The sequence below is a fragment of the Gaetbulibacter aquiaggeris genome, from assembly GCF_044003965.1.
GTDB classification, from domain to species: Bacteria; Bacteroidota; Bacteroidia; order Flavobacteriales; family Flavobacteriaceae; genus Yeosuana; species Yeosuana aquiaggeris.
Genome location: NZ_JBAWKC010000004.1, coordinates 179,778 through 202,494, shown reverse-complemented (window position 1 = coordinate 202,494; position 22,717 = coordinate 179,778). Strand labels below are relative to the sequence as shown.

The following is a 22,717-nucleotide window of genomic DNA, read 5'->3' as shown; positions in this document are numbered from 1 at the left end:
TAGTATGATGAGTATTCAGATAGAAATACTCATCATGCTATTTAAATGAAAATAACTATTTTTAACTTATGAGATTCAAACAAGCTATATTAATTCTAATTGGTTTTTCATTGCTTTCATTCGGTTTACCAAAAAACTTGGAAAAGAAGGTGAATAAAGAAATTACTGACACATTTGAAGTTGAAAATTTTGATTTGATTAGTGTTATTATTCCTTCTGAAATAGAAAAAACATTGCCTTCAAGATTTGGAGAAGATAATTTATTTAAAATTGAATCTAATAAGAAATTTATTGCATATGCCTATGTTTCGCAAGCGCCAAGTAAAACGGCTCTTTTTGATTACTTAGTATTTTTAGATTCAGAATTGGTGGTTATAAAAACAAAGGTTTTAATTTACAGAGAAGAGTATGGTGGGGAAATAGGGAGCAGACGTTGGTTAAAACAATTCATGGGAAAAAACCAAAATGATGATTTAAAATATGGTGAAAATATTATAGCCATATCAGGAGCAACCATCTCTGTAAGATCGTTTACTGATGCCATGAATAATTTTCTGAAATCATTAAAAATCCTTCATTCTAAAAATATTTTATAGATGTCATTAAATGGCCAAATTTTTTCACTTCCAAGGGAGATTAAGGTTTTAATTGGAGTATTTGTTATTGTGTTAAGTATTGGTTTTTTTTCCGGACTATTGTTTGTGGGGGAAACATCATCAGCTAATCCTAACGGAATTGAAGAACAATATTTAGGAAATGAACATGATGAAGACGCTAAAGTGATGAAGTTTAAAAAAAGTGAAAAAGAAATGTTGTCCTTAGTGCATTCTCATGTATTATCCATGTCCATTATTTTCTTCTTACTGGCACTTATAGTCTCTATAACCAAGCTTAAAAGACAATTAAAAATGTTTTTAATGGTAGAGCCATTGGTGTCTGTTGTTCTGACATTTGGAGGACTATATTTTCTGTGGACGGGTATTCTCTGGATGAAATATATTGTCATGTTTTCCGGAACCTTAATGACCCTTTCTTTTCTGCTTTCAGTTTTGATTATTTTGAAACAATTATTACAAAAAACAGTATAACCTTTTATTTAACAATAGGCGTTATAAATATGTTAACAACAATCTAATTTTAAAGGGAGTTATTAGATAATATTGTATATTTGCACGCAATTATAACATAATTGCACCATGACTTCACATCAAAATAAAATAGTAGGAGAAGGTTTAACCTACGACGATGTCCTTTTAGTTCCAGCTTTTTCAGATGTACTTCCACGAGAAGTTAATATTCAAACAAAATTCACACGAAATATTACTATTAATGTGCCCATTATTTCAGCGGCTATGGATACCGTTACTGAAAGTAAAATGGCGATTGCTATGGCACAGGAAGGTGGAATAGGCGTGTTGCACAAGAACATGTCCATCGAGGCACAAGCTTTGAAGGTAAGAAAAGTGAAGCGTGCAGAGAGCGGTATGATCATCGATCCGGTTACCTTACCATTAACTGCAACTGTTAAGGATGCGAAACAAAGTATGGCTGAACATGGTATTGGCGGAATTCCTATTGTTGATGAAACCAGAACGCTTAAGGGGATAGTAACCAATCGTGATTTACGTTTTGAACATGATAACAGCCGTCCTATCATCGAGGTAATGACCAGCAAAAATCTGGTGACGGCCTCTGTTGGAACTTCCTTACAGGATGCAGAAATAATACTTCAACAATATAAAATTGAAAAGCTACTTATTGTTGATGAGGATTATAAACTTTCAGGTTTAATTACCTTTAGAGATATTACAAAAGTAAAACTAAAACCAATGGCTAATAAAGATGCCTTTGGTCGTTTGCGGGTAGCTGCCGCTATTGGTGTAACGGCTGATGCAGTTGAACGTGCTGAAGCATTGGTGAATGCTGGTGTTGATGCGGTGGTGATAGATACGGCGCATGGTCATACAAAAGGAGTGGTCGCTGTTTTAAAAGATATTAAATCTCATTTCCCTCAACTTGATGTTATTGTTGGTAATATAGCAACCGGTGCTGCTGCCAAATATTTAGTAGAGGCTGGAGCAGATGCTGTGAAAGTTGGTATTGGACCAGGTTCAATCTGTACCACACGTGTCATTGCGGGTGTTGGGTTTCCACAGTTTTCTGCTGTTTTAGAAGTTGCTGCTGCTATAAAAGGCACTGGTGTTCCGGTAATTGCAGATGGGGGCATTCGTTACACAGGCGATATACCTAAGGCCATTGCTGCAGGTGCAGATTGCGTCATGTTAGGATCATTGTTGGCAGGTACAAAAGAGTCTCCTGGAGAAACCATTATTTATGAGGGCCGAAAATTCAAGTCCTATCGCGGTATGGGGTCTGTTGAGGCCATGAAGCATGGTAGTAAAGACCGTTATTTCCAGGATGTGGAAGATGATATAAAAAAATTGGTACCAGAGGGTATTGTAGGTCGCGTACCATATAAAGGCGATTTATATGAAAGCATTCACCAATTTATTGGTGGTTTACGTGCCGGAATGGGATACTGTGGAGCTAAAGACATTGAAGCATTAAAGGAAAACGGTCAGTTTGTAAAAATTACAGCAAGTGGTATAAATGAAAGTCATCCGCATGATGTAACCATTACCAATGAGTCACCTAATTATTCACGTTAGGATTTAAAAATATTAAAAAAGGCTGCATTATTTACATGCAGCCTTTTTTAATTTATAAAACTAATGTCTATTAATCACCTTCTTTTACTTGTTGCTCTCTGTACTTTGTGATATAGGCAACCATTTCCTTTACATGTCCTAATTTTTCTTCTAAAATATCAGGTCTCACTATTTCTGGTTTACCATCTTTTATGATACTAATTTCTGGATCCATTAAACCATATGTATAAAAAGTACTTATTAACATTTCATCCATTTTGAGCACTTGATCGTATGCTAGTACAGATTTAATAACCAAATCTTTATTAGTTTCACTATCTGCATATAAATTAATAAAATACCAGAAGGCCTGTTTAAGTTGTTGATGCTTTATATAATGTAGGGCTCGATCCCATGAATATGAATTCGGAAAAAGTGATTCTCGATAACCTTGGTCGTTTAAAACTTTAATAAATTCCTGACTATATTTTATAGAATCGCCAATTATCTCAACCCCCATTTCAGTTGTATTATTATACCATTCGAGTATTGTAGCCTGATCTTCATGACTAATTTGAGAATGATCAATTTCATTGGTTTGCCCTAATATTTGGAATGGTAAAAAACAGATTAGCCATAAAAATTTTTTTTTCATATAATAAAATATCAAAATATGAAGCACCTTTTTATTATTTTAAAAGGAGTATCATAATGTAATTATTTCTAATTTAATTACTTGGATGCGAAATTAACCCAGAAAGCATATCTATTTTTGCTTCTACAGTATATAATCGTGCTTCTGATTCTTGAAATTTTGCTTCGTAGCGTTTTAATATAGTTAAATAATCGCCATTATGCACCCCAACAACAGTATTCACCATTTTTGGGCCATTTTCTAAATTTGCATCCCATGAGCGCCCTACGGCAAGCTTGAAATCTTCTATAGTCATGTTCTCTGGACTGACTGCAACTCCATAACCCCTAATTTCTCCTTTTCCAACAATGTAATCACCAGTGTTAACAGGCCCCATGATTTTTACCGGTATTTGACCCATAAAGGCAATATTATTTCCTAAATGAAGTTTTTCCTCAGAAGGCATATTACCTAATACAATAGGTCTATGGGAGACGGCCATAACCTGCTCTGCATGGGTTAAATCTTTTGTAATCTTACCTCCTTTGACAGCCACAATATCACCATAGCTAATAGATTCATTTATATCTTGTCGTTCCAGCCACTCGGCGTAATCGCCGTTACCTGAACTATACTCCACTCCAATCTCGTAATAACTTTTTGCGGTTTTAATTGCCAAAAGTTTCATGTCACCAAAAGACTTTATTTTGTTAGGACTTCTTAAAGAATTTACTACTTCAAATAAAAACACCTTGTTAAAATAATCTTCTGTCCAATCGCCAAGGCTTTGCGCTTTTATAGCACCCATATGGAAATCATCCACATCGGCGAATTCAATAAAAGTATTTTCTTCATTTAAAGGTGTTCCTTCTACCGTAAATATTAGTTTTTCTGCCAATAATGGCTTATCGCCAAAAAGTTCTGTGCATGTTTTTGCCAATTCATCTAACCAACCAGTTGGAATTTCTGGAATAAATCGAAATGGATCAGTAATATCTGTAATTGCGTCATCAGGGATTAAAAAATCCCCGGCATCATTAAAACAAGCATCACAGACACATTCAGGGCAGGTTACAGGATCATATCCATTTATTGCCACCAAGATATCTCTATCCGTAAAACCAATTACTTTGTTAATCTCTTCAATTAATAATTTGCCTACTTGAGCTGTTAATGCGCAAGCAGAAGCTGCAACTGCCAGAGCAGTTTCTTCAATTTCTTCATCAGATAGATTGGTCATCTTATCTGTTAAATAGGAAAAAGAAATACTTTGTCCGCTAAACAAGTTTTTTACAGTTTCTCTTTCCCCACTTTCTATTTCCCCAACTAATTCACCCAATGCACTATCCAATGTCTTCAAAGCTTCAGGACTTTTTACTGCTCTATTACCTAACTTAATAAGGAGTCCATCACCTTTATCATCATTTGTGTTTTCAAAGGTAACCAGGTAGCCACCTTGTCCTTCATCAGGAACATCATCTTTAATTACTAATTTTTTTAGATTTGCTTTGCCAAAAACCGTTAAATCACCGTAATTAATCGTTTCTCCCATGGGGTCAAATTCTTCATTTATATTTAAGAAAACATTTCTACCCACAAACAGATCTTTATTAATAAGCGTACTGTCTCCTTGAACTTCTAAATTACCGCCAATAGTAAATTTGCCGTCTCCTGTAATTAACTGCCCATCGGCAGTGATTCTTAACCTTTCTTTGTTGTTGGTTACAAATACCATATCAGTCGAATCTGTAGTTCCTAACTTATCTTTTTCCGGGTTGGTTTTAGAGTTCCCAAAAAGAGACCAGTTTTGAGATGGTACACCAGCTGTATTTCCAGGACCATTATTGTTAAGATTATTTTTACCATCATCTATCTTAGAAGCCGTAGCTGCGTGGAATGCATAAGGGACAGCTAATAATTTACTACTACTTATAGTAGAGAAATCACCTTTTTTATTATCTTTAATATCTATGGTCATCCAGATATCTTGAGAGCTCCAAGGTATTTTACTAAAGGTTCCATTTTCAATGTTACCTTTTCCAATAATTAAAGAGAATAAACCAAATTGATTTGTTATTACACTATGTGTTTCTGTGTAATAAGGCTTTTGCGAGTTGGTATTATCTTGTAATTTAATCTTTAATAAAACCTTTTCATTAGCTAGAATATCTCCGGAAAGGTCTCTGGCAACAGCCTGATATTTCATGCCTTGAGGCATATTTTGTGCTATCACACCAGGTGTGATAAATAATAAGACAATTATTGCTATGATTACTTTTTTCATAATTTAATATGTTAAGGTGGTTAGTGTTTTTAATATTTTATTATTCTATGTGTTTCAATCAATGAACCTTCAACATTAGAAAATTTAATAAGATAAATTCCAGATGATAAGTCTGAAACATCCAAGGTGAGGTTTTTATCGGTTTCTATTGTTTTAGCTTTTTTTAAAAGTTGTCCACTAATATCATACAGGCTAATATTAAGTGTCACACGATCAATAGGTTTTATATAAATATGGAGTAAGGCATTTACCGGGTTTGGGTAGAGGAGAATATTAAAGGGCCTTTCTAAAAGTGATTCGCTACTTAAAATTGCTGTCTTTATATGAGAGGGCTGCTGAAAGCCCTGAGTAAGAAAGCCATTATTAGCAACAACGGTTTCAATAAAGGCGTCTCCAAGTGTCCATTCTAGGGACATATTGTCAATTTTATTATAATCCCCTTGAGAGGCAATTACCTCACGTGAAAGATTTTGAGAAAAAGTGAAAAGTGAAACAATAAAAAAGATAATAGTAAAAAATACTGCTTTTTTCATTTGGTTGGTTTTAAAAAAAGGAAAGAATAACGCAGTACATTTGGTATTTCAATATAGTACTATTATATTTTATATTGTGTATTAATCGTTTAAATGCTTTAATTTTAGTTTATGGGTTTTTTAAGGATAAAAAAACTAATTCTGTCACTTTTATTATATTATAATGGTATTTAAGTTTATAATATTGAAGCATTTAAAGAAAACAGTCAGTTTATAAAGATTACAGCAAGTGGTATAAATGAAAGTCATCCACATGATGTAACCATTACCAATGAGTCACCTAATTATTCCAGATAATTTCTAAATTAGTTGAATCATTTATAAATGCTTTATTGGGTATGAAATTGCCAAATTTAGGTTATAAATACATACTTCTAAAGTTTGTCTTTTATCGTTTCAGATAAAAACTTAACTGACTTCAAAAATGCCAATTTGACATTTTTGAGACATAAAATATGTCAAAATGTTCATATTTTATTAAATTAATACTGATTCAAATATAATATTCAAAATCAAATAGCCTATTTTTTATTTTGGTATTTTTTTTGCCCAATAGTAATTGAAATCAATCAAAGATTTCAAACTTGAAATAATGTTTAATTTAAAATTTTGTAATTATGAGCACTTTAATTAATGTTCCTAAAAGCGGAAGTTTAGCAAACACTAATTCAAATATAAACTTCCCTACTTTTTCAAATTGGTTAGATGATGTTTTTAACAGAGACCTGCCATCAGTATTTACTTCAAATTTTAATACTGGTATTACTTTACCAAAAGTAAATATTATAGAAACTGCTGAGGCATTCATAGTTGAAATGGCAGTTCCAGGACTTAAGAAATCTGATTTTCATGTAGACCTTGACAATCAAATTTTGTCAATTTCTACTGAGTCCAAGGAAGAAAATGAGCATAAAGATGCAACCTATACTCGTAGAGAATTTGGTTATTCTTCCTTTAAAAGAACCTTTACATTACCTGAAACTGTAAATGATGATAAGATTGATGCGAATTATAAAGATGGCATTTTGAGTATTCTTTTACCAAAAAAAGAAGAAGCAAAACAAAAACCGGCTAGATCTATCAAAATTTCATAATTTTTCTACTAAACTTTTTTATGATTGAATTATAAGATTTGGAGATTGATTCAATAATCTCCAAATCTTAATAATTAATAATGAATTCCATGACTAATAAAGCGGTTATGAGTTACTAAACATGTTTATTAAAAAAAATTAGCAATGAGAAAATATATTTTAATTTTGATCATCACTTTAGTTTATATTAGCTGTAACGGTCAAAATAAAGATTCGGATAAAGCCATATCAGATGAAAAGCTAAAGAGTATAGGAGATCAAAATAAAGGCAGCTGGAAAGTTGATAAGGAATTTGACGAAAAAGGTAATTTAATTAAATACGATAGTATTTATTCCTGGTCTTCAAATGATAAAATTAAGAATCTTACTTCTTTTGATAGAGATAGCTTATTACAATCGTTTAAATCAAAGTTTTTTACAAATTTTTTAGATTTTGAAAATCAGGGGTTTGAGGATGTTTTTGCACAGGACTCCCTTTTTAGTAAACACTTCTTTAACGATGATTTTTTCGAAAGTAACTTCGGTAAAGACTTTATGGATATAGATAAAATAAGAGCGCAAATGATGGAAAGGCAAAAGCAATTTTTAAAAAAATATCAGTCTGAATTCATAAAACCTAAAGAAGAAAATTAAACAATGAATCTTTAATCTAGATAAGGGTTAAGGTATTACACACCATGCCATGATATAGTTGTAATGGGCTATTTCAATAGGTAAGCGATGTGAGTTGATTTTGCTTAGAAAGTCAAATGAATATATTTCAATTAGTGTACACTTGACCGCGATGAGGTTTTAAAGCATCTCTAACAGGCTTCATTTCATCTTCGTTCACTACTAAAAAAGCAATGCTGTGTAACTCGTTTAGATCTTCAATTCCTGTTATTGAAATATCAAGGTGTTCTAATTGTATATATTGTTTTAAATGAATTTCATGATGTTCTGCAATTCTATGAGCGTCAGGACCATAAAAATCCCAAATTAGTTTTAATTTTCGCACCTGCTATTTTATTTAAAATTTATAAAAAAATAAAGATACTAAAGTATTCTATAAACCGTTTGCTAAAGCAACTTGTCATATAGCTTTATATTACTATTTTTGTAAACTAAGTATAATTTTTATTTAAATGAAATTAAGATTTTTCCCCTTATTAGTCCTGAGTTTGTTTTTATCCGTTATGGAGGCACAGACAAATGGAGATGCCGTACTTTTTACAATTGATAACGAGCCGGTTTATACCTCAGAATTTATTAGAGTTTATAACAAAAACATTGACCTGGTGCAAGATGAGTCTCAAAAAGATGTGGACGAATATTTAACTCTTTTTACCAATTATAAATTAAAACTAAAAGAAGCTCATAATTTAGGACTTCAAAATAAAGAATCCTATATCAGAGAATTAGATAGTTATAAAAAACAATTATCTAAAAATTTTATGACAGACTCTAAGGTAACCGATGCTTTAATAGAAGAAGCGTATGAGCGTGTTTCAAATGAAGTAAAGGCAAGCCATATTTTGGTGCGATTTGCGGAGAATGCAAGTCCTGAAGACACCTTGGTAGCTTATAATAATATTGTAAAGTTAAGAGAGCGAACTTTGGTAGAAGGATTTGAAAATGTCATGAAGGAAGTGCATAATGGGCAAACACTTTTTGGTGAAGAATTGGGTTATTTTTCTGGTTTTAGAATGGTTTATCCTTTTGAAAATGCTGCATTTAATACTAAAGCAGGAGAGATCTCTCAACCTTTTAGGACCCGCTTTGGATATCATATTGTTAAAATATATGACATTCGTAAATCTAGAGGTGAGCGCACTATTGCTCATATCATGGTGAATACTAAACCAGGTGATACTTTAGCCGAAATTGCAGAAACCAGAATTAATGATATTTATAAAAAGCTTCAGCAAGGAGAAGATTTTGAGGCATTGGCAAAACAATTTTCGGATGATAAAAGTTCAGCAAATAAAGGAGGTATGCTGGCACCATTTTCTGCAGGCCAATTAAGTTCACAGGAATTTGAAGATGTGGCTTTTGGTTTAGAAAAGATTGGTGATGTTTCAAAGCCTGTAAAAACACAATATGGGTGGCATATTTTAAAATTATATGATAAACAACCTGTAAAACCGTTTTCAGATTTAAAACCAGAATTGGAAATGAAAGTAAAACGCGATGAGCGTTCTCATTTAATTGATGATGCTTTGGTGAGTAAATTAAAGATTAAATATAATGTAAGTACGAACCAAAAAGCACTTGATTATTTTGCTTCCATTTTAAATGATGACTATTTTAAAAGAACCTGGAATTTGCCAGAGAATTTTAAGGGGAATTTAGATTTTATAAAAGTGGGGAATCAGACCTTTACTTATCAGGATTTTGGAGATTATTTAGTTAAAAACCAACGCAGTATTCAGGCTAAAGCTCCGTTTAGCCAAATAACATCTAAACAATATGAAGCTTTTTTAAGCAGTAATCTAACACAATATCAAGAGGCGCATTTAGAAGAAGAAAATAAAGATTATGCTAATATTGTTCAGGAATACAGAGATGGTTTGTTGTTATTTGATTTAATGGAAACAACCATTTGGAATGCTGCACGCACAGATTCCATTGCTATTCAAGATTTTTATAATGCGCATAAGGAGCATTATATGTGGCCAGATAGAGTACATGCCGTGGTGGCCTCTTCTTCTAATGAAAGTATTTTAAAAAAGGTGGGAAAATTATTAGAAAAAGATATGGATCCTGAAGAAATTAAAAAGTTGTTTAATAAAAATAATGAAGTCAATATCATATTTACAACTGGTTTGATGGATGCTCAGGATCAGGCTTTACCGGAAAATTTTGAATTTAAAAAAGGTCTTTCAAAAATTTACAAGCATAGTAATGGTTTTGTGATTGTTATGGTTAAAGATGTTTACCCTAGTTCACAAAAAACACTGGATGAGGCTAAAGGCAATGTAGTGGGAGATTTTCAAACATTTAAAGAAAATACATGGATTGAAGAATTAAAAAGCAAATATAAGGTCAATGTAAATCCGGAGGCTTTAAAACAGGTGAAGTCTGCAATTAAAAATCAATAGGTGCGAAATAAAATATATATATTATTTTTAGTTATATGCATTTCTTCGTGTAAGTATTTTTTTAAAGAAACGGATGATAGGGTGAAAGTGGCAAGAGTCAATGACACCTATTTATATTATGACGATATAAAAGATTTGGTTTCTGAAAACACCTCTAAGGAAGATAGTATTTTACTGGTTCAAAACTATATAAACAGATGGGCTACTCAGCAATTGTTTGTAGATGGTGCCATGTTAAATCTAAGTGAATCTCAACAGGCATCTTTTAATAAATTGGTAACTCAATATAAAAATGATTTGTACACAAAGGCCTATATTGAAGCCTTGGTAAAAAGAAGTATAGATACGACAGTTACTTATGAAGAATCTAAAACTTATTATCAGGTCAATGAGGAAGTTTTTAAGTTAAATGAAGACCTGATTAAGTTTCGTTACGTTCATGTTGATGAAAACATGATAGATTTTAATAAAATTGAACAAAAATTTAAACGTTTTAATAAAAATGATAAACAGGAACTTGATTCAATTTCAGTTCAGTTTAAATCCTATTCTTTGAATGACTCCATTTGGATAAAAGTCAGTCAAGTCATTAATAAAATTTCTATCATTACTCCTGAAAATAAAAATGAACTGTTAAAAAAATCTAATTTTGTACAACTCAAAGATTCATTAGGAGTATATTTGATGCAGATTAATGATGTTTTATTGCGTGGTGATACGGCGCCCTTGGAATACGTAAAACCTACCATAGACCAAATTGTTATTAATCAAAGAAAACTTGAACTTATTAAGCAATTAGAAAAAGATATTACCCAGGATGCCATTAAAAATAAACAATTCGAAATTTACAATTAATTTGAAATACTTATTTACTTTATTTACAGCTTTTATAGCTGTAAATATTATATCTGCCCAAGAAATAATTGAAGAAGAAGTAATTGATTCTATAACGCCTGTAGAAACTATTAAATCGTCTGAATTAGTAAAGGCTTCTGATACAACAAATACTTTTATAGCTAAAAAAGTGGATGGCGTAGCTGCGGTTGTTGGTGATTACATTATTCTAGATTCAGATGTAGATAAAGCCTATTTACAATTACAAGCACAAGGTGTTAATACAAGTGAAATACCTCGTTGTCAACTATTTGGTAAGCTGTTAGAAGACAAACTTTACGCTCATCATGCCATTCAGGATAGTATTCCGGTTTCTGATGCTGAAATCCGTCAAAATATTGATTATCAAATACAACAGTTTCTTCAGACGACCAACGGCTCCATGGATAAGCTTTTAAGCATTTATAATAAAGAAGATGAGAAAAGTCTTAGAGAGGAAATGTTTGAAATCAATAAAAGCAATGAATTAGCAAGAAAAATGCAGGCTAAAATTGTAGAAGAAGTTGAAGTGACTCCTGAAGAAGTAAGAGAATTTTTTAATAAAATACCTAAAGATGATCGGCCAACTTTTGGAACAGAACTTAAGGTAGCTCAGATAGTAGTGGAACCAAAGGTCACTGATCAGGAAAAACTCCGTATTGTTGACCAATTAAAACAGTTTAGAGCAGATGTTTTAGAAAATGGAGCAAGTTTTAGATCTAAAGTAGTATTATACTCAGATGATAAGGCCTCAATAAGTACCGGAGGAAAATATACTTTAAATAGAAAGAAGCCTAGAATGGTAAAAGAGTTTAGACAAGCGGCTTTTTCTTTGCAAGAAGGTGAAATTTCAGATCCTTTTGAAACAGAGTTTGGTTTTCATATTGTGTATTGTGAAAAAATCAGAGGTCAAGAGTATGATGTTAGTCATATTCTTTTAATTCCAAAAGTTTCAACAGATGCTATTAAAGAAGCTAAAGAACGAATTGATAAAATTAGAGAACGTATTGTGAATGGTGATATATCATTTGCTGATGCTGCAAGAGAATCAAGTGATGAAAAAGAAACTAAAAATGATGGAGGTCAGCTTATAAACCCAGAAACTCAAGATTATAATTTTGAATTAACCAGAATGGATCCTGAATTATATTCTCAAATCCAGAATTTAAAAGATGGAGAGATTAGTTTAGTACAAACAGAAAAGGATAGAACTGATAAATTAAAATTTAAAATATTGACTGTTACGGATAGAGTTAATGAGCATGAAGCAGATTACGCTCGTGATTATTTAAAAATCAAAGAGCAAGCCCTGAATGAAAAGAAGGTAAAAGCTATTGAAACTTGGCAAAATGAAAAAATCATGGACACTTATATAAAAATTAGCGGATCTCACAGAGACTGTGATTTTGCGAGTAATTGGTTAAAAAAATAATGTTATGTCAGATGTCGCTGCCGTAGAACAATTCGTAAAAAAATATAAAGATTTAAAGTCTGAAATTGCCAAAGTCATTGTTGGTCAGGATGAGGTTGTCAACCAAATTCTAATAGCTATATTTTCAGGAGGGCACTCTTTACTTATTGGTGTTCCTGGTTTAGCAAAAACATTAATGGTTAATACGATTGCTCAGGCTTTAGGTCTAGATTTTAAAAGAATTCAGTTTACGCCAGATTTAATGCCTAGCGATATTTTAGGTAGTGAAATATTAGATGAGAACAGGCATTTTCAATTTATAAAAGGCCCCATTTTTGCAAATATTATTTTAGCAGATGAGATTAACAGAACACCTCCAAAAACTCAAGCAGCATTATTGGAAGCAATGCAGGAGCGTTCTGTAACTGTTGCCGGTCATCATTATGAATTAAGTTTGCCATATTTTGTTTTGGCAACCCAAAACCCTATAGAACAAGAAGGAACCTATCCGTTACCAGAAGCTCAATTGGATAGATTTATGTTTGCAATTAATTTGGATTACCCCTCTTTTAGTGAAGAAGTTCAAGTTGTTAAATCAACTACCAGTGATACAAATGAAAAAGTTAATCCGCTTTTTTCTGCAAAAGAAATAGAGGATATTCAACATCTTATTCGCAGAATTCCAGTTGCTGATAATGTTATTGAATATGCGGTTACCATGGTTGGTAAAACGAGACCAAATAGTAAGTCCGCTAGTGATTTAGTAAAAAATTATTTAGATTGGGGAGCAGGCCCTAGAGCTTCACAAAATTTAATTTTGGCGGCTAAAACACATGCCGTAATTCATGGTAAATTTTCTCCAGATATTGAAGATGTTCAAGCGGTTTCTCACAGTATTCTAAGACATAGGATTATTAAAAATTACAAAGCAGAAGCAGAAGGTATAACAGATGATTTTATAATAAAAAGTCTGTTTTAATAAATCTTTGCTTTCAAAAAAGAGATGGTATCTGCAAGGGTTTCAAAAAGGTAATTTTTCACACCTATAACTAATAAAACAGCAATTATTTAAATTAATAATATGACTATAATAATTTAATATGATTAGTCATTTGTTTGCAGGGTTAATTTTTAGAACTTTGTTTTTATTTCGTAATTTGCGATACTTTATAAAACATAAATTAAATTAAAACAAAACGCATGGCATTTGATATCGATATGATCAAAGGTGTTTACACCAAAATGGCGGAGCGAGTTGATAAAGCTCGTGAAGTTGTAGGAAGACCACTAACCCTTTCTGAAAAAATATTATATAATCATCTTTGGGATGGAAAGCCTACAAAGGCATTTGTTAGAGGAAAGGATTATGTTGATTTTGCGCCAGACCGTATTGCATGTCAAGATGCAACCGCTCAAATGGCTTTATTGCAATTTATGCAAGCTGGAAAATCAAAAGTAGCGGTTCCTACTACAGTACATTGTGATCATTTAATTCAAGCTAAGGACGGGGCAACTGTCGATTTAAAACACGCTAATTCTGTAAGTAGTGAAGTATTTAATTTTTTAGAGTCGGTTTCAAATAAATATGGAATTGGATTCTGGAAACCGGGCGCTGGTATCATCCATCAAGTGGTTTTAGAAAATTATGCGTTTCCTGGTGGGATGATGATAGGAACCGATTCACATACAGTGAATGCGGGTGGTTTAGGAATGGTAGCTATTGGTGTTGGTGGTGCAGATGCTGTAGATGTCATGGCTGGAATGGCCTGGGAATTGAAATTCCCAAAATTGATTGGAGTAAGATTGACCGGTAAATTATCTGGTTGGACAGCTCCAAAAGATGTGATTTTAAAAGTAGCGGAAATTTTAACCGTAAAAGGTGGAACAGGCGCAATTGTTGAATATTTTGGACCGGGAGCAACATCTATGTCTTGTACCGGTAAAGGGACTATTTGTAATATGGGGGCTGAAATTGGAGCAACTACTTCAACTTTTGGTTATGATGAGTCTATGGAACGTTATTTACGTTCTACTGATAGAGCCGATGTAGCTGATGCGGCCAATAAAGTGAAGGAATATTTAACTGCTGATCCAGAAGTTTATGCAAATCCTGAGAAGTATTTTGATCAAGTTATAGATATTAATTTATCAGAATTAGGCCCACTTTTAAATGGCCCATTCACACCTGATTTATCAACTACAGTTGGTAAGGCAATGACAGAAAAAGCAAAAGCTAATGATTGGCCTATTGTGGTAGAATGGGGATTAATCGGTTCATGTACTAATTCTTCATATGAAGATTTATCCAGAGCTTCCTCTATTGCACAACAAGCTTTAGATAAGGGTATTAAGATGAAAGCTGAATTAGGAATTAATCCAGGTTCGGAGCAAGTGCGCTATACTGCTGAAAGAGATGGCATACTGCAGGTATTTGAGAAATTAGATGCTAAAATATTTACCAATGCTTGCGGCCCATGTATTGGACAATGGGCGAGGTATAGTGATCCTAAAAATGCTCCAAAAAATAGCATAGTACATTCTTTTAATAGAAACTTTGCTAAACGTGCTGATGGAAACCCTAATACGCATGCGTTTGTAGCTTCACCAGAAATAACGGCAGCTATTGCCATTGCAGGTCGTTTAGATTTTAACCCAATGACAGACAAGTTGATAAACGAAAATGGTCAGGAAGTTATGTTTGATGAGCCAACAGGATGGGAATTACCACCAAAAGGTTTTGAAGTAAAAGATAACGGATATTTAGCTCCTGAAGCTGATGGAAGTCATGTTAAAGTAAAAGTAGCTCAAGATTCAGAAAGATTACAACTTTTAGAACCTTTTAAACCAATTGGGAACACCATTAAAGGGGCTAAATTGCTTATTAAAGCTTTTGGTAAATGTACTACAGACCATATCTCTATGGCTGGACCTTGGTTGCGTTTTAGAGGTCATTTAGATAATATTGCTAATAATACACTTATTGGAGCAGTAAATGCATTCAACCAAAAAACTAATTTTGTTAAAAATCAATTAACAGGAGAGTATGGTGGCGTTCCAGATGTTCAACGTCAATACAAAGCCAAAGGTATTAAAACCATAGTTGTCGGCGATCAAAATTATGGAGAAGGATCCTCTCGTGAGCATGCTGCAATGCAACCAAGGTTTTTAGGAGTTGCAGCAGTTATTGTTAAATCATTTGCACGTATTCACGAAACAAACCTAAAAAAACAAGGGATGTTAGGTTTGACCTTTGCCAATGAATCTGATTACGATTTAATCCAAGAAGATGATACTTTTAATTTTATAGATTTAAAAGATTTTGCACCAGGTAGGCAACTAACACTTGAGGCTGTTCATGCTGATGGAACCAAGAGCCTTATCAAATTAAACCATACTTATAATCAATCTCAGATAGACTGGTATAATGCAGGGTCTGCGCTTAATTTAATTAAAAGACAAAACGCCTCTTAATGTAGAGGGTTATTTATACTTAAAAATCCAGCATTATAGCTGGATTTTTTGTTTTACAAGATTTAATAAAAATCATTTATAATTGTATTTTTACCAAAATACTTCATATGAATTCCAGAGCAGCTCAACTAAAAGCATTTGATAGATTATTAACCATTATGGATGAATTGAGGGAAGGTTGTCCCTGGGATAAAAAGCAAACTATGGAAAGTTTAAGGCATCTCACCATTGAAGAGACCTATGAGTTGGGTGATGCTATTTTAGATAATGATTTACAGGAAATTAAGAAAGAATTAGGCGATGTCTTGTTGCATATAGTGTTTTATTCTAAAATTGGAAGTGAAACAAATGATTTTGATATTGCTGATGTATGCCATGGTATTTGCGATAAATTAGTAAGCCGGCATCCTCATATTTATGGAGATGTGAAGGTTGAAAATGAAGACGATGTTAAACGTAATTGGGAAAATTTAAAATTAAAGGAAGGTAAAAAAAGTGTTTTAGAAGGCGTTCCAAACAGCCTTCCGGCTCTGGTAAAAGCCAACAGAATTCAGGAGAAAGTGGCTGGTGTAGGTTTTGATTGGGAAGCACCAAATCAAGTGTGGGAAAAGGTAGAGGAGGAGTTAAGAGAATTTAAAACTGAAGTGGAAAAGGGTAATACAGATGCTATGGAAAGTGAATTTGGAGATGTATTATTTTCAATGGTTAACTACGCCAGATTTTTAAATATAAGCCCGGAAAATGCGCTAGAACGTACCAATAAAAAATTCTCAAAAAGATTTCAATATTTGGAAAGTAAAGCTAAAAGTTTAAATAAACCTTTAAAAGAAATGACTTTAGCTGAAATGGATGTTTTTTGGGAAGAAGCAAAAAGTCTTTAAACTATATCTCTTATTCTTTAATAGTTGTTCCCGTTTTAACTGCTACTGAAACACCCAATACCTGTCATGGGCATTTTAGTTTAATGAGATAATTTGAAAATTTTACTTAAAGCCATGGCAACACCATCATTTATATTAGTTTCTGTCACTCTTTTTGCTATTTTTAAAACCGCTTCATTGGCATTAGCAACGGCAATACCTAATCCTACAGATTTAAGCATCTCAACATCATTGTAATTGTCCCCAAAAGCAACAACCTCATGCATAGCAATATTAGGATAAGAATTATTTATTAATGTTTCAATGGCCGTTTTTTTTGAAATAGAGCGATGCGATATTTCTATATAGGTTGATTTTGAACGATATAAGATAATGTCATGTGCATGTTCTTTTTCTAATGTATGATATAAATAATCAATCTCGTTTTCATCACCCATACACATAATTTTATGAGCGCCTTTACCTTCTTGTTTCCAACTTTTTAAAACCTCTAAATTAGGCTTTAAATCAGGTTTAACCTTAGTGTTATAAATTTCTCTGTTGGCCCAAAAGTCCATAGAAGGTGCAAACCATTCATCTGCATGAAATAGGCTTACATGAATAGAGGTGTTTTTGCATTTATTTATAATGGATTCGATAACTAAAATATTAATTTCTGTGGATTGTATAATTTCATTTTTATTGAGAATTAAACCACCATTATAGGCTATAATTGGGGTAGTTGAATTCCCAAGTTCATCTTGAAGATGCCTCATAGCTCTTGGCATTCTTGAAGAAATTAAAATAAAAGGGATAGGCGAAATACGTTGAACTTCACTGATGGTGAATTTTGATAATTCTCTGTCTTTATTCAGTAAAGTGCCATCTATATCACTACAGATTAATTTATAGTTCATGGTTGGAAATGGATCGTGGGAAACAAATTTGTTGAGAAGCCGAAACTTGCTTAATTGTTCATCTAATTAAGCAAGCTTAAGTTTTTAAAAATTTAGTAAAGCTCTTTTATTTTACTGAGTTTAGTTTTCCAGAGCTTTAATGAGTCTTTATGATTTTTAATGTTATTATGAACTTCTTTTACTAAAGGATTATCATCATTTACATTAGTGAAAAACTGCAGATTATTTTCCAGCTGATTGATCTGTCCTTTTATTTCATCAATTTTTTTACGAATAAAGAACCTTTCATTGTCTAGATTTTGGTTATCGTCTTCATTACTAAGTACTTCTAATTTATTTTCAAACTTAATAAGTTCCACTTCGTTTTTGTCCATTTTTAATTTGGAAAACAACTCGTCTAGATTTTTATTAAATTTACCTTCAATGAATCGTTTTTCATTTGGAACTCTACCTATTTCCTTCCATTCAGAAATAATATTTTTAATAACTACTAAGTCTTTTTCTTTGTCACCAGACAAGGTTAAATTCTTCATAGAATCTAAAAGCGTATTCTTCTTAGTGTAAGCTTCTATTCCTACTTTATTGGCAGCATTCTTTGAGGCATGAAGTTTATCAAAAAAGTGATTACATGCCGTTTTAAACTGTTTCCAAATTTTATCGCTATCTTTTCTGGGAACATGACCAATTTTTTTCCAGTCATTTTGAATTTTCTTCATCAATGCCGTGGTAGTCTGAATATCTTCGTTGTCTTTATTGTCTTCAGCAATTTTAATAAGGTCTAATTTCTTTTGAAGGTTTTTGTATTGTTCTTTTTTTAATCCTTTATAAAAATTATTCTTTTTCTTATTAAAGGTTCTTACCGCATCTTTAAATTTAGCCCAGGTTTCTTCATTTACTTTTGAAGGCACTTTACCTGCGTTAAAAAATTCATCTCTTAAACTTTCAATCTCTTTAATTTTCTTCTGCCAAACATTATGTGAATTAACTTCATCTGAATTTAGAGCTTCAATTTTAGTAATGATTTCAAGTTTTTTATCTAAATTTTTCTCGTAGATTTTATCTATTTCCTGATAATATTTTTGGCGCTTATCATTAATTATTTTGGTTGAAGTTTTAAAACGCTCCCAAATTTCTTCTCTATTTTCTCTTGCTACCGGACCAAGCTCTTCCTTCCACATTTTGTGAAGTTCTTGTAATTCTCTGAAGGCATGTAGAATATTGTCATCTTGAGCGAGTTCTTCAGCTCTCTCAATGATTTTCAACTTTTTATCTAAATTATGTTTAAAATCTAAATCTCTTAAATCTCTGTTTAAATGCAGAAAATCATAAAACATTTCAACATGGTGGTGGTAAGTATTCCAGGCGGTATTGTATTTATCTCTTGGAATTGGGCCGGTATTTCTCCAACGTTCCTGTAATTCTTTAAAATGTTTATAAGTCGTGTTTATATTTTCTTCAACATTTATTAAACCTTTTAATTCTTCAATTATTTCAAGTTTATCCTCTAAGTTTTGTTTGAGATTTTGTTCTAATCCCTTATAATGGTCATGGAGCTTACTTTTATAAGTTTTATAGATTTCTTTAAAGCGTTTTTGAACTGGGCTTGAATAGTAAAAGTCAATGTCATTTCCACCATCAGCAATAAATTCATCTTTTTTCTCTTCTAAAAGGCTTTGAAATTTAGTTTTGAATTCATTATTTATTAATTCAACATGATTTCTTATGGCTTGAGCCTTCTCCTTATTTACTAATCTTTCTAATTCAATAGTAAGCGCATCAAGTGACATACTATCATAATCTTTTACCTCAATGGTATGTCTGTCTTTATGACCGTCATCTTCTGCATCCTCTGCATTTGATTCGTCTATTTCATTTAAAACTTCGTCATTTTCCTCAACAGAAGCAGTTTCTTGTTCTTTTGGTTCAATTTTTTCAATAGATTCTTCTACAACTATAGCGGGTGTTTCTTCTTTTGGAATATCAACTTGTTTCGCAGCGCCCTTCTCAGAAATTTTTAACTCAGTATTTTCAACTGAAGACTCTGTAGAAATTTCCTTTTTAGTTTTCTTTGTTGTTGCTTTTTTAATTTCTTTTTTTCCTTCTGCTTCTTGCAGGTTATCTAGCTCAGACATTATACAAATGTTTAGGTTCAGTAATTCTTTATTGTTTAAATATACTAACAACTCCAGTAATTACAAAAGGGTGGAACGTTTTTAATACAGTTAAATGAATTTTCAACTTAAATTCCATATGGTCCAGGCTTTTTCTGCCTGTAATTCTAACATTTTTAAACCATTTAGAATAGTGGCACCATGATACTTACCAAATTTTAGAAAGGTGGTTTCTTTAGGATTATAGATTAAATCAAATAAAATATGTTCGCTATTGATAGCTCCAAATGGAATGTTTGGACAAGCGTCTACATTTGGAAATGTACCAATAGGGGAGCAGTTTATTATTATTTGGTGCTGTTTGATAATATCATCTGTTAAAGAATCGTATGTAAAAGCAATCCCATTTTTAGGGGTTCTAGAAACAAAATCATAATTAATATTTAATTCATTCAAACTAAATGCAACGGCTTTACTCGCACCGCCCGTTCCTAATATCAACGCCTTTTTATGATGTGGTTTTAAAAGTGGTTTTAAGGAATTTTTAAATCCATAACAGTCTGTGTTATAACCTATGAGTTGGTTGTTTTGAGAAACTTTAATCGTGTTAACAGCACCTATTTTCTCAGCTGTTTCATCCAATTCATCAAGAAAGGGAATGATTGCTTCTTTATAAGGTATGGTCACATTAAAACCTTTAATACCATCATTATTTTGCATAATTGATGGAAATAATGCTATGTTTTCAATATCAAAATTTTCATAAGAAACATTTGTGATCTGTTCTTTTTCAAATTTATTCTTAAAATAAGCTTTAGAAAAGGAGTATGAAATATTTTTGCCTATTAGGCCTAATTTATGCATGTTGTTTTCTTGTTTTTTGTCCATAATATTCAAGAGCTAGAACAATTATAATTCCAAGAAAAATAAAGGCTATCGCATAATAGGTTTCCATATTAAGAGTGGGTACATAACGTTCATAGTTTAAAACTACTTTCGTTCCTGTAGAATCTAAAATATGCGAGCCATCTTCTGCTAGTTTATAAATAGTATTTTTCCAAGGCCAGACAACTCCTAATGAACCAACAATAAATCCAATAATAGCAGAAAGAGTGATGCTTTTATAATGTTTTAAAATATAACTTAATATATGTGAAAAGGACACCAAGCCTGTAACAGAACCTAAGGTAAAAACCACTAAAACTTCAAGCATTCTTATTCTTTGCGGGTTATGTATAAAACTTAAATCACCACTAAAAAGATCAAAAAAAGTATCAGATAGAGCATTGACTGAATCAACCAAAAGTAGTACGTAGTTTCCTAAAAGAATGAGTATGAATGATCCAGAAAAACCAGGAAGCGTCATACCAGAGACACTTATAATACCACAAAAAAACACAAACCACAGGTTGTCGTTTTCCTTGGCAGGATTTAAAAAACTAATGCTGACACCCACCATTATTCCTAATGCTAGGGCCGTATATGTTTTATAATTCCAATCTTTAAAATCTTTATTGATATAATATATTGAGCCAATGATCATTCCAAAGAAAACACTCCAGATATATAATTCATAGTATTTAATCAAATAGTCCAATACTTTTGAAACACTAAAGAAACTGACAATCATTCCTAGGAATAACAGGCCAATGAATTTTCCATTGATGTAATTGTAGAAACTTTTAAATCTTCCATTAATCAGTAATTTAAAAGCCTTGGCATTTATTTTTCTAAGTGAATAAATAAATTCTTCATAGAATCCTGCAACAAAAGCAACAACACCTCCAGAAACACCCGGGACTTTATTGGCAGCACCCATACCTAATCCTTTTAGAACTAGGAATATTTTATCTCTTAGTGTTCTGGTACTTTCCATTAGTGTTTTTTTGAACCTACCTTTTCAAGAATAAAAATAGTTAAAAAACCTACAATGATTAGCAGAATTGCCAGTAATAAATGATTGTCTCCTTCATAATTGAAAGGTAAGACACTTTTATCTATAAGAGGTGTTTTTAATCCCTTTGAATTAACATGCCAAGTCAAAGTTTCTTTCCATGGCCAAACTTTATTTAAAGAACCAAAAATAAAACCAGTAAGAATTGCTAAAGTTAGGTTGTGATAATGTTTAAAAAGCCATTTTAATAAATGGCTAAAACTTAAAAGTCCAATAACGGCGCCACCTACAAAAAATATTAATTTTTTAAAATCAAAATCATGTAGAGCATCACTTATTGTTTTATAAGCGCCTAAAATTACTAAGATAAAGGAGCCTGAAATACCAGGTAAGATCATGGCACAAATAGCTAAAGCTCCGGCAAAAAATAAAAAGAATGAACTTTCATTAGTTGCCATTGAAGGTAAAGTTGAAATATAAAAGGCAACGATTGATCCAAATAACAGTCCGGCTATCACTGATATATTCCATTTAGTTATTTGTTTTCCAACAAAATAAATACTAGCAATAATAAGTCCAAAAAAGAATGACCAGATTAATACGGGTTCATTCTCAATTAAATATTTAGCCAATCTCATAAATGATACAAAACTGACAATAATCCCAGATAACAAGGCTAATAGAAAATTTCCGTTTAATTGTTCCCAAAATGATTTAAACCCTTTTTTAAATAGGGTTTTAAAGATAGAGATATTGACATTACTAATGGTCGCTATTAACTCTTCATAAATACCAGATATAAAGGCAATAGTGCCACCAGAAACACCTGGAACTGCATCAGCAGCGCCCATAGCTAACCCTTTTAAAGAGATCACTAAATAGTCAATAAATCGTCTTTGCATGTGTT

General features: G+C 32.2%; 20 protein-coding genes. 11 read left to right on the top strand and 9 right to left on the bottom strand.

Annotated features, from left to right (window positions below; genetic code table 11):
* Positions 1-68 precede the first annotated feature (68 nt).
* From V8G56_RS12690 to guaB, 3 genes are all read left to right on the top strand, one after another.
* A complete protein-coding gene (locus tag V8G56_RS12690; RefSeq protein WP_395438826.1) occupies positions 69-596 on the top strand; it encodes an FMN-binding protein in 528 nt (175 codons plus the stop codon).
* Positions 597-1,088 (top strand): hypothetical protein, encoded by a 492-nt coding sequence (locus V8G56_RS12685; protein WP_395438825.1) that lies wholly within the window; start codon positions 597-599, stop codon positions 1,086-1,088.
* Between the two features lie 108 nt (positions 1,089-1,196).
* The gene (guaB, locus tag V8G56_RS12680) at positions 1,197-2,669 is read left to right on the top strand and encodes an IMP dehydrogenase (RefSeq protein ID WP_395438824.1); all 1,473 of its coding nucleotides are present in this window, start codon (positions 1,197-1,199) and stop codon (positions 2,667-2,669) included.
* A 70-nt stretch (positions 2,670-2,739) separates the two neighbouring features.
* Here guaB and V8G56_RS12675 read toward each other — a convergent pair whose 3' ends face one another.
* From V8G56_RS12675 to V8G56_RS12665, 3 genes are read right to left on the bottom strand one after another with little or no spacing between them, the layout of a single operon-like run.
* Positions 2,740-3,330: a hypothetical protein gene (locus V8G56_RS12675; protein WP_395438823.1), complete on the bottom strand. Its 591-nt coding sequence runs from the start codon at positions 3,328-3,330 to the stop codon at positions 2,740-2,742.
* A gap of 46 nt (positions 3,331-3,376) precedes the next feature.
* Entirely contained in the window at positions 3,377-5,566 is a 2,190-nt protein-coding gene (locus V8G56_RS12670) for a hypothetical protein (RefSeq protein ID WP_395438822.1), read from the bottom strand.
* 29 nt (positions 5,567-5,595) lie between these two features.
* A complete protein-coding gene (locus tag V8G56_RS12665; RefSeq protein ID WP_395438821.1) occupies positions 5,596-6,099 on the bottom strand; it encodes a T9SS type A sorting domain-containing protein in 504 nt (167 codons plus the stop codon).
* A gap of 617 nt (positions 6,100-6,716) precedes the next feature.
* On the opposite strand from V8G56_RS12665, the gene V8G56_RS12660 reads away from it, so the two are divergent.
* Together V8G56_RS12660 and V8G56_RS12655 are read left to right on the top strand one after the other, a co-directional pair.
* A complete protein-coding gene (locus V8G56_RS12660) occupies positions 6,717-7,193 on the top strand; it encodes an Hsp20/alpha crystallin family protein (RefSeq protein ID WP_395438820.1) in 477 nt (158 codons plus the stop codon).
* A 144-nt stretch (positions 7,194-7,337) separates the two neighbouring features.
* Positions 7,338-7,826 (top strand): hypothetical protein, encoded by a 489-nt coding sequence (locus V8G56_RS12655; RefSeq protein ID WP_395438819.1) that lies wholly within the window; start codon positions 7,338-7,340, stop codon positions 7,824-7,826.
* Positions 7,827-7,953: 127 nt separating this feature from the next.
* Here the strand turns inward: V8G56_RS12655 and V8G56_RS12650 are convergent, their stop codons facing one another.
* On the bottom strand, positions 7,954-8,190 hold the full coding sequence (locus V8G56_RS12650) for a hypothetical protein (RefSeq protein ID WP_395438818.1): 237 nt from the start codon (positions 8,188-8,190) through the stop codon (positions 7,954-7,956).
* A 127-nt stretch (positions 8,191-8,317) separates the two neighbouring features.
* Here V8G56_RS12650 and V8G56_RS12645 point away from each other — a divergent pair, with 127 nt between their 5' ends.
* From V8G56_RS12645 to mazG, 6 genes are all read left to right on the top strand, one after another.
* Positions 8,318-10,273 (top strand): peptidylprolyl isomerase, encoded by a 1,956-nt coding sequence (locus V8G56_RS12645; protein ID WP_395438817.1) that lies wholly within the window; start codon positions 8,318-8,320, stop codon positions 10,271-10,273.
* Complete coding sequence (locus V8G56_RS12640; protein ID WP_395438816.1) at positions 10,274-11,128, top strand: peptidyl-prolyl cis-trans isomerase; 855 nt, start codon at positions 10,274-10,276, stop codon at positions 11,126-11,128. It abuts the gene before it with no gap.
* Positions 11,091-12,578: a peptidylprolyl isomerase gene (locus V8G56_RS12635; RefSeq protein WP_395438815.1), complete on the top strand. Its 1,488-nt coding sequence runs from the start codon at positions 11,091-11,093 to the stop codon at positions 12,576-12,578. Before V8G56_RS12640 ends, V8G56_RS12635 begins: the two co-directional genes overlap by 38 nt.
* Positions 12,579-12,582: 4 nt before the next feature.
* Positions 12,583-13,536: an AAA family ATPase gene (locus V8G56_RS12630; RefSeq protein ID WP_395438814.1), complete on the top strand. Its 954-nt coding sequence runs from the start codon at positions 12,583-12,585 to the stop codon at positions 13,534-13,536.
* A 221-nt stretch (positions 13,537-13,757) separates the two neighbouring features.
* Entirely contained in the window at positions 13,758-16,028 is a 2,271-nt protein-coding gene (locus V8G56_RS12625; protein WP_395438813.1) for an aconitate hydratase, read from the top strand.
* Between the two features lie 107 nt (positions 16,029-16,135).
* Positions 16,136-16,909, top strand: coding sequence for a nucleoside triphosphate pyrophosphohydrolase (gene mazG, locus V8G56_RS12620; protein WP_395438812.1), 774 nt, complete (start codon positions 16,136-16,138; stop codon positions 16,907-16,909).
* Between the two features lie 80 nt (positions 16,910-16,989).
* On the opposite strand, the gene V8G56_RS12615 is transcribed toward mazG, so the two are convergent.
* The 5 genes from V8G56_RS12615 to V8G56_RS12595 all read right to left on the bottom strand — a co-directional run bounded on the left by V8G56_RS12615 (position 16,990) and on the right by V8G56_RS12595 (position 22,712).
* A complete protein-coding gene (locus V8G56_RS12615) occupies positions 16,990-17,805 on the bottom strand; it encodes a Cof-type HAD-IIB family hydrolase (RefSeq protein WP_395438811.1) in 816 nt (271 codons plus the stop codon).
* Between the two features lie 92 nt (positions 17,806-17,897).
* Positions 17,898-19,937, bottom strand: coding sequence for a DUF349 domain-containing protein (locus V8G56_RS12610; protein ID WP_395438810.1), 2,040 nt, complete (start codon positions 19,935-19,937; stop codon positions 17,898-17,900).
* A gap of 102 nt (positions 19,938-20,039) precedes the next feature.
* Complete coding sequence (locus tag V8G56_RS12605) at positions 20,040-20,804, bottom strand: shikimate dehydrogenase family protein (protein WP_395438809.1); 765 nt, start codon at positions 20,802-20,804, stop codon at positions 20,040-20,042.
* Positions 20,773-21,792, bottom strand: a complete 1,020-nt coding sequence (locus V8G56_RS12600; protein ID WP_395438808.1) for a DUF368 domain-containing protein — start codon at positions 21,790-21,792, stop codon at positions 20,773-20,775. Before V8G56_RS12600 ends, V8G56_RS12605 begins: the two co-directional genes overlap by 32 nt.
* On the bottom strand, positions 21,792-22,712 hold the full coding sequence (locus tag V8G56_RS12595) for a DUF368 domain-containing protein (RefSeq protein ID WP_395438807.1): 921 nt from the start codon (positions 22,710-22,712) through the stop codon (positions 21,792-21,794). Before V8G56_RS12595 ends, V8G56_RS12600 begins: the two co-directional genes overlap by 1 nt.
* Between the last annotated feature and the right edge of the window lie 5 nt (positions 22,713-22,717).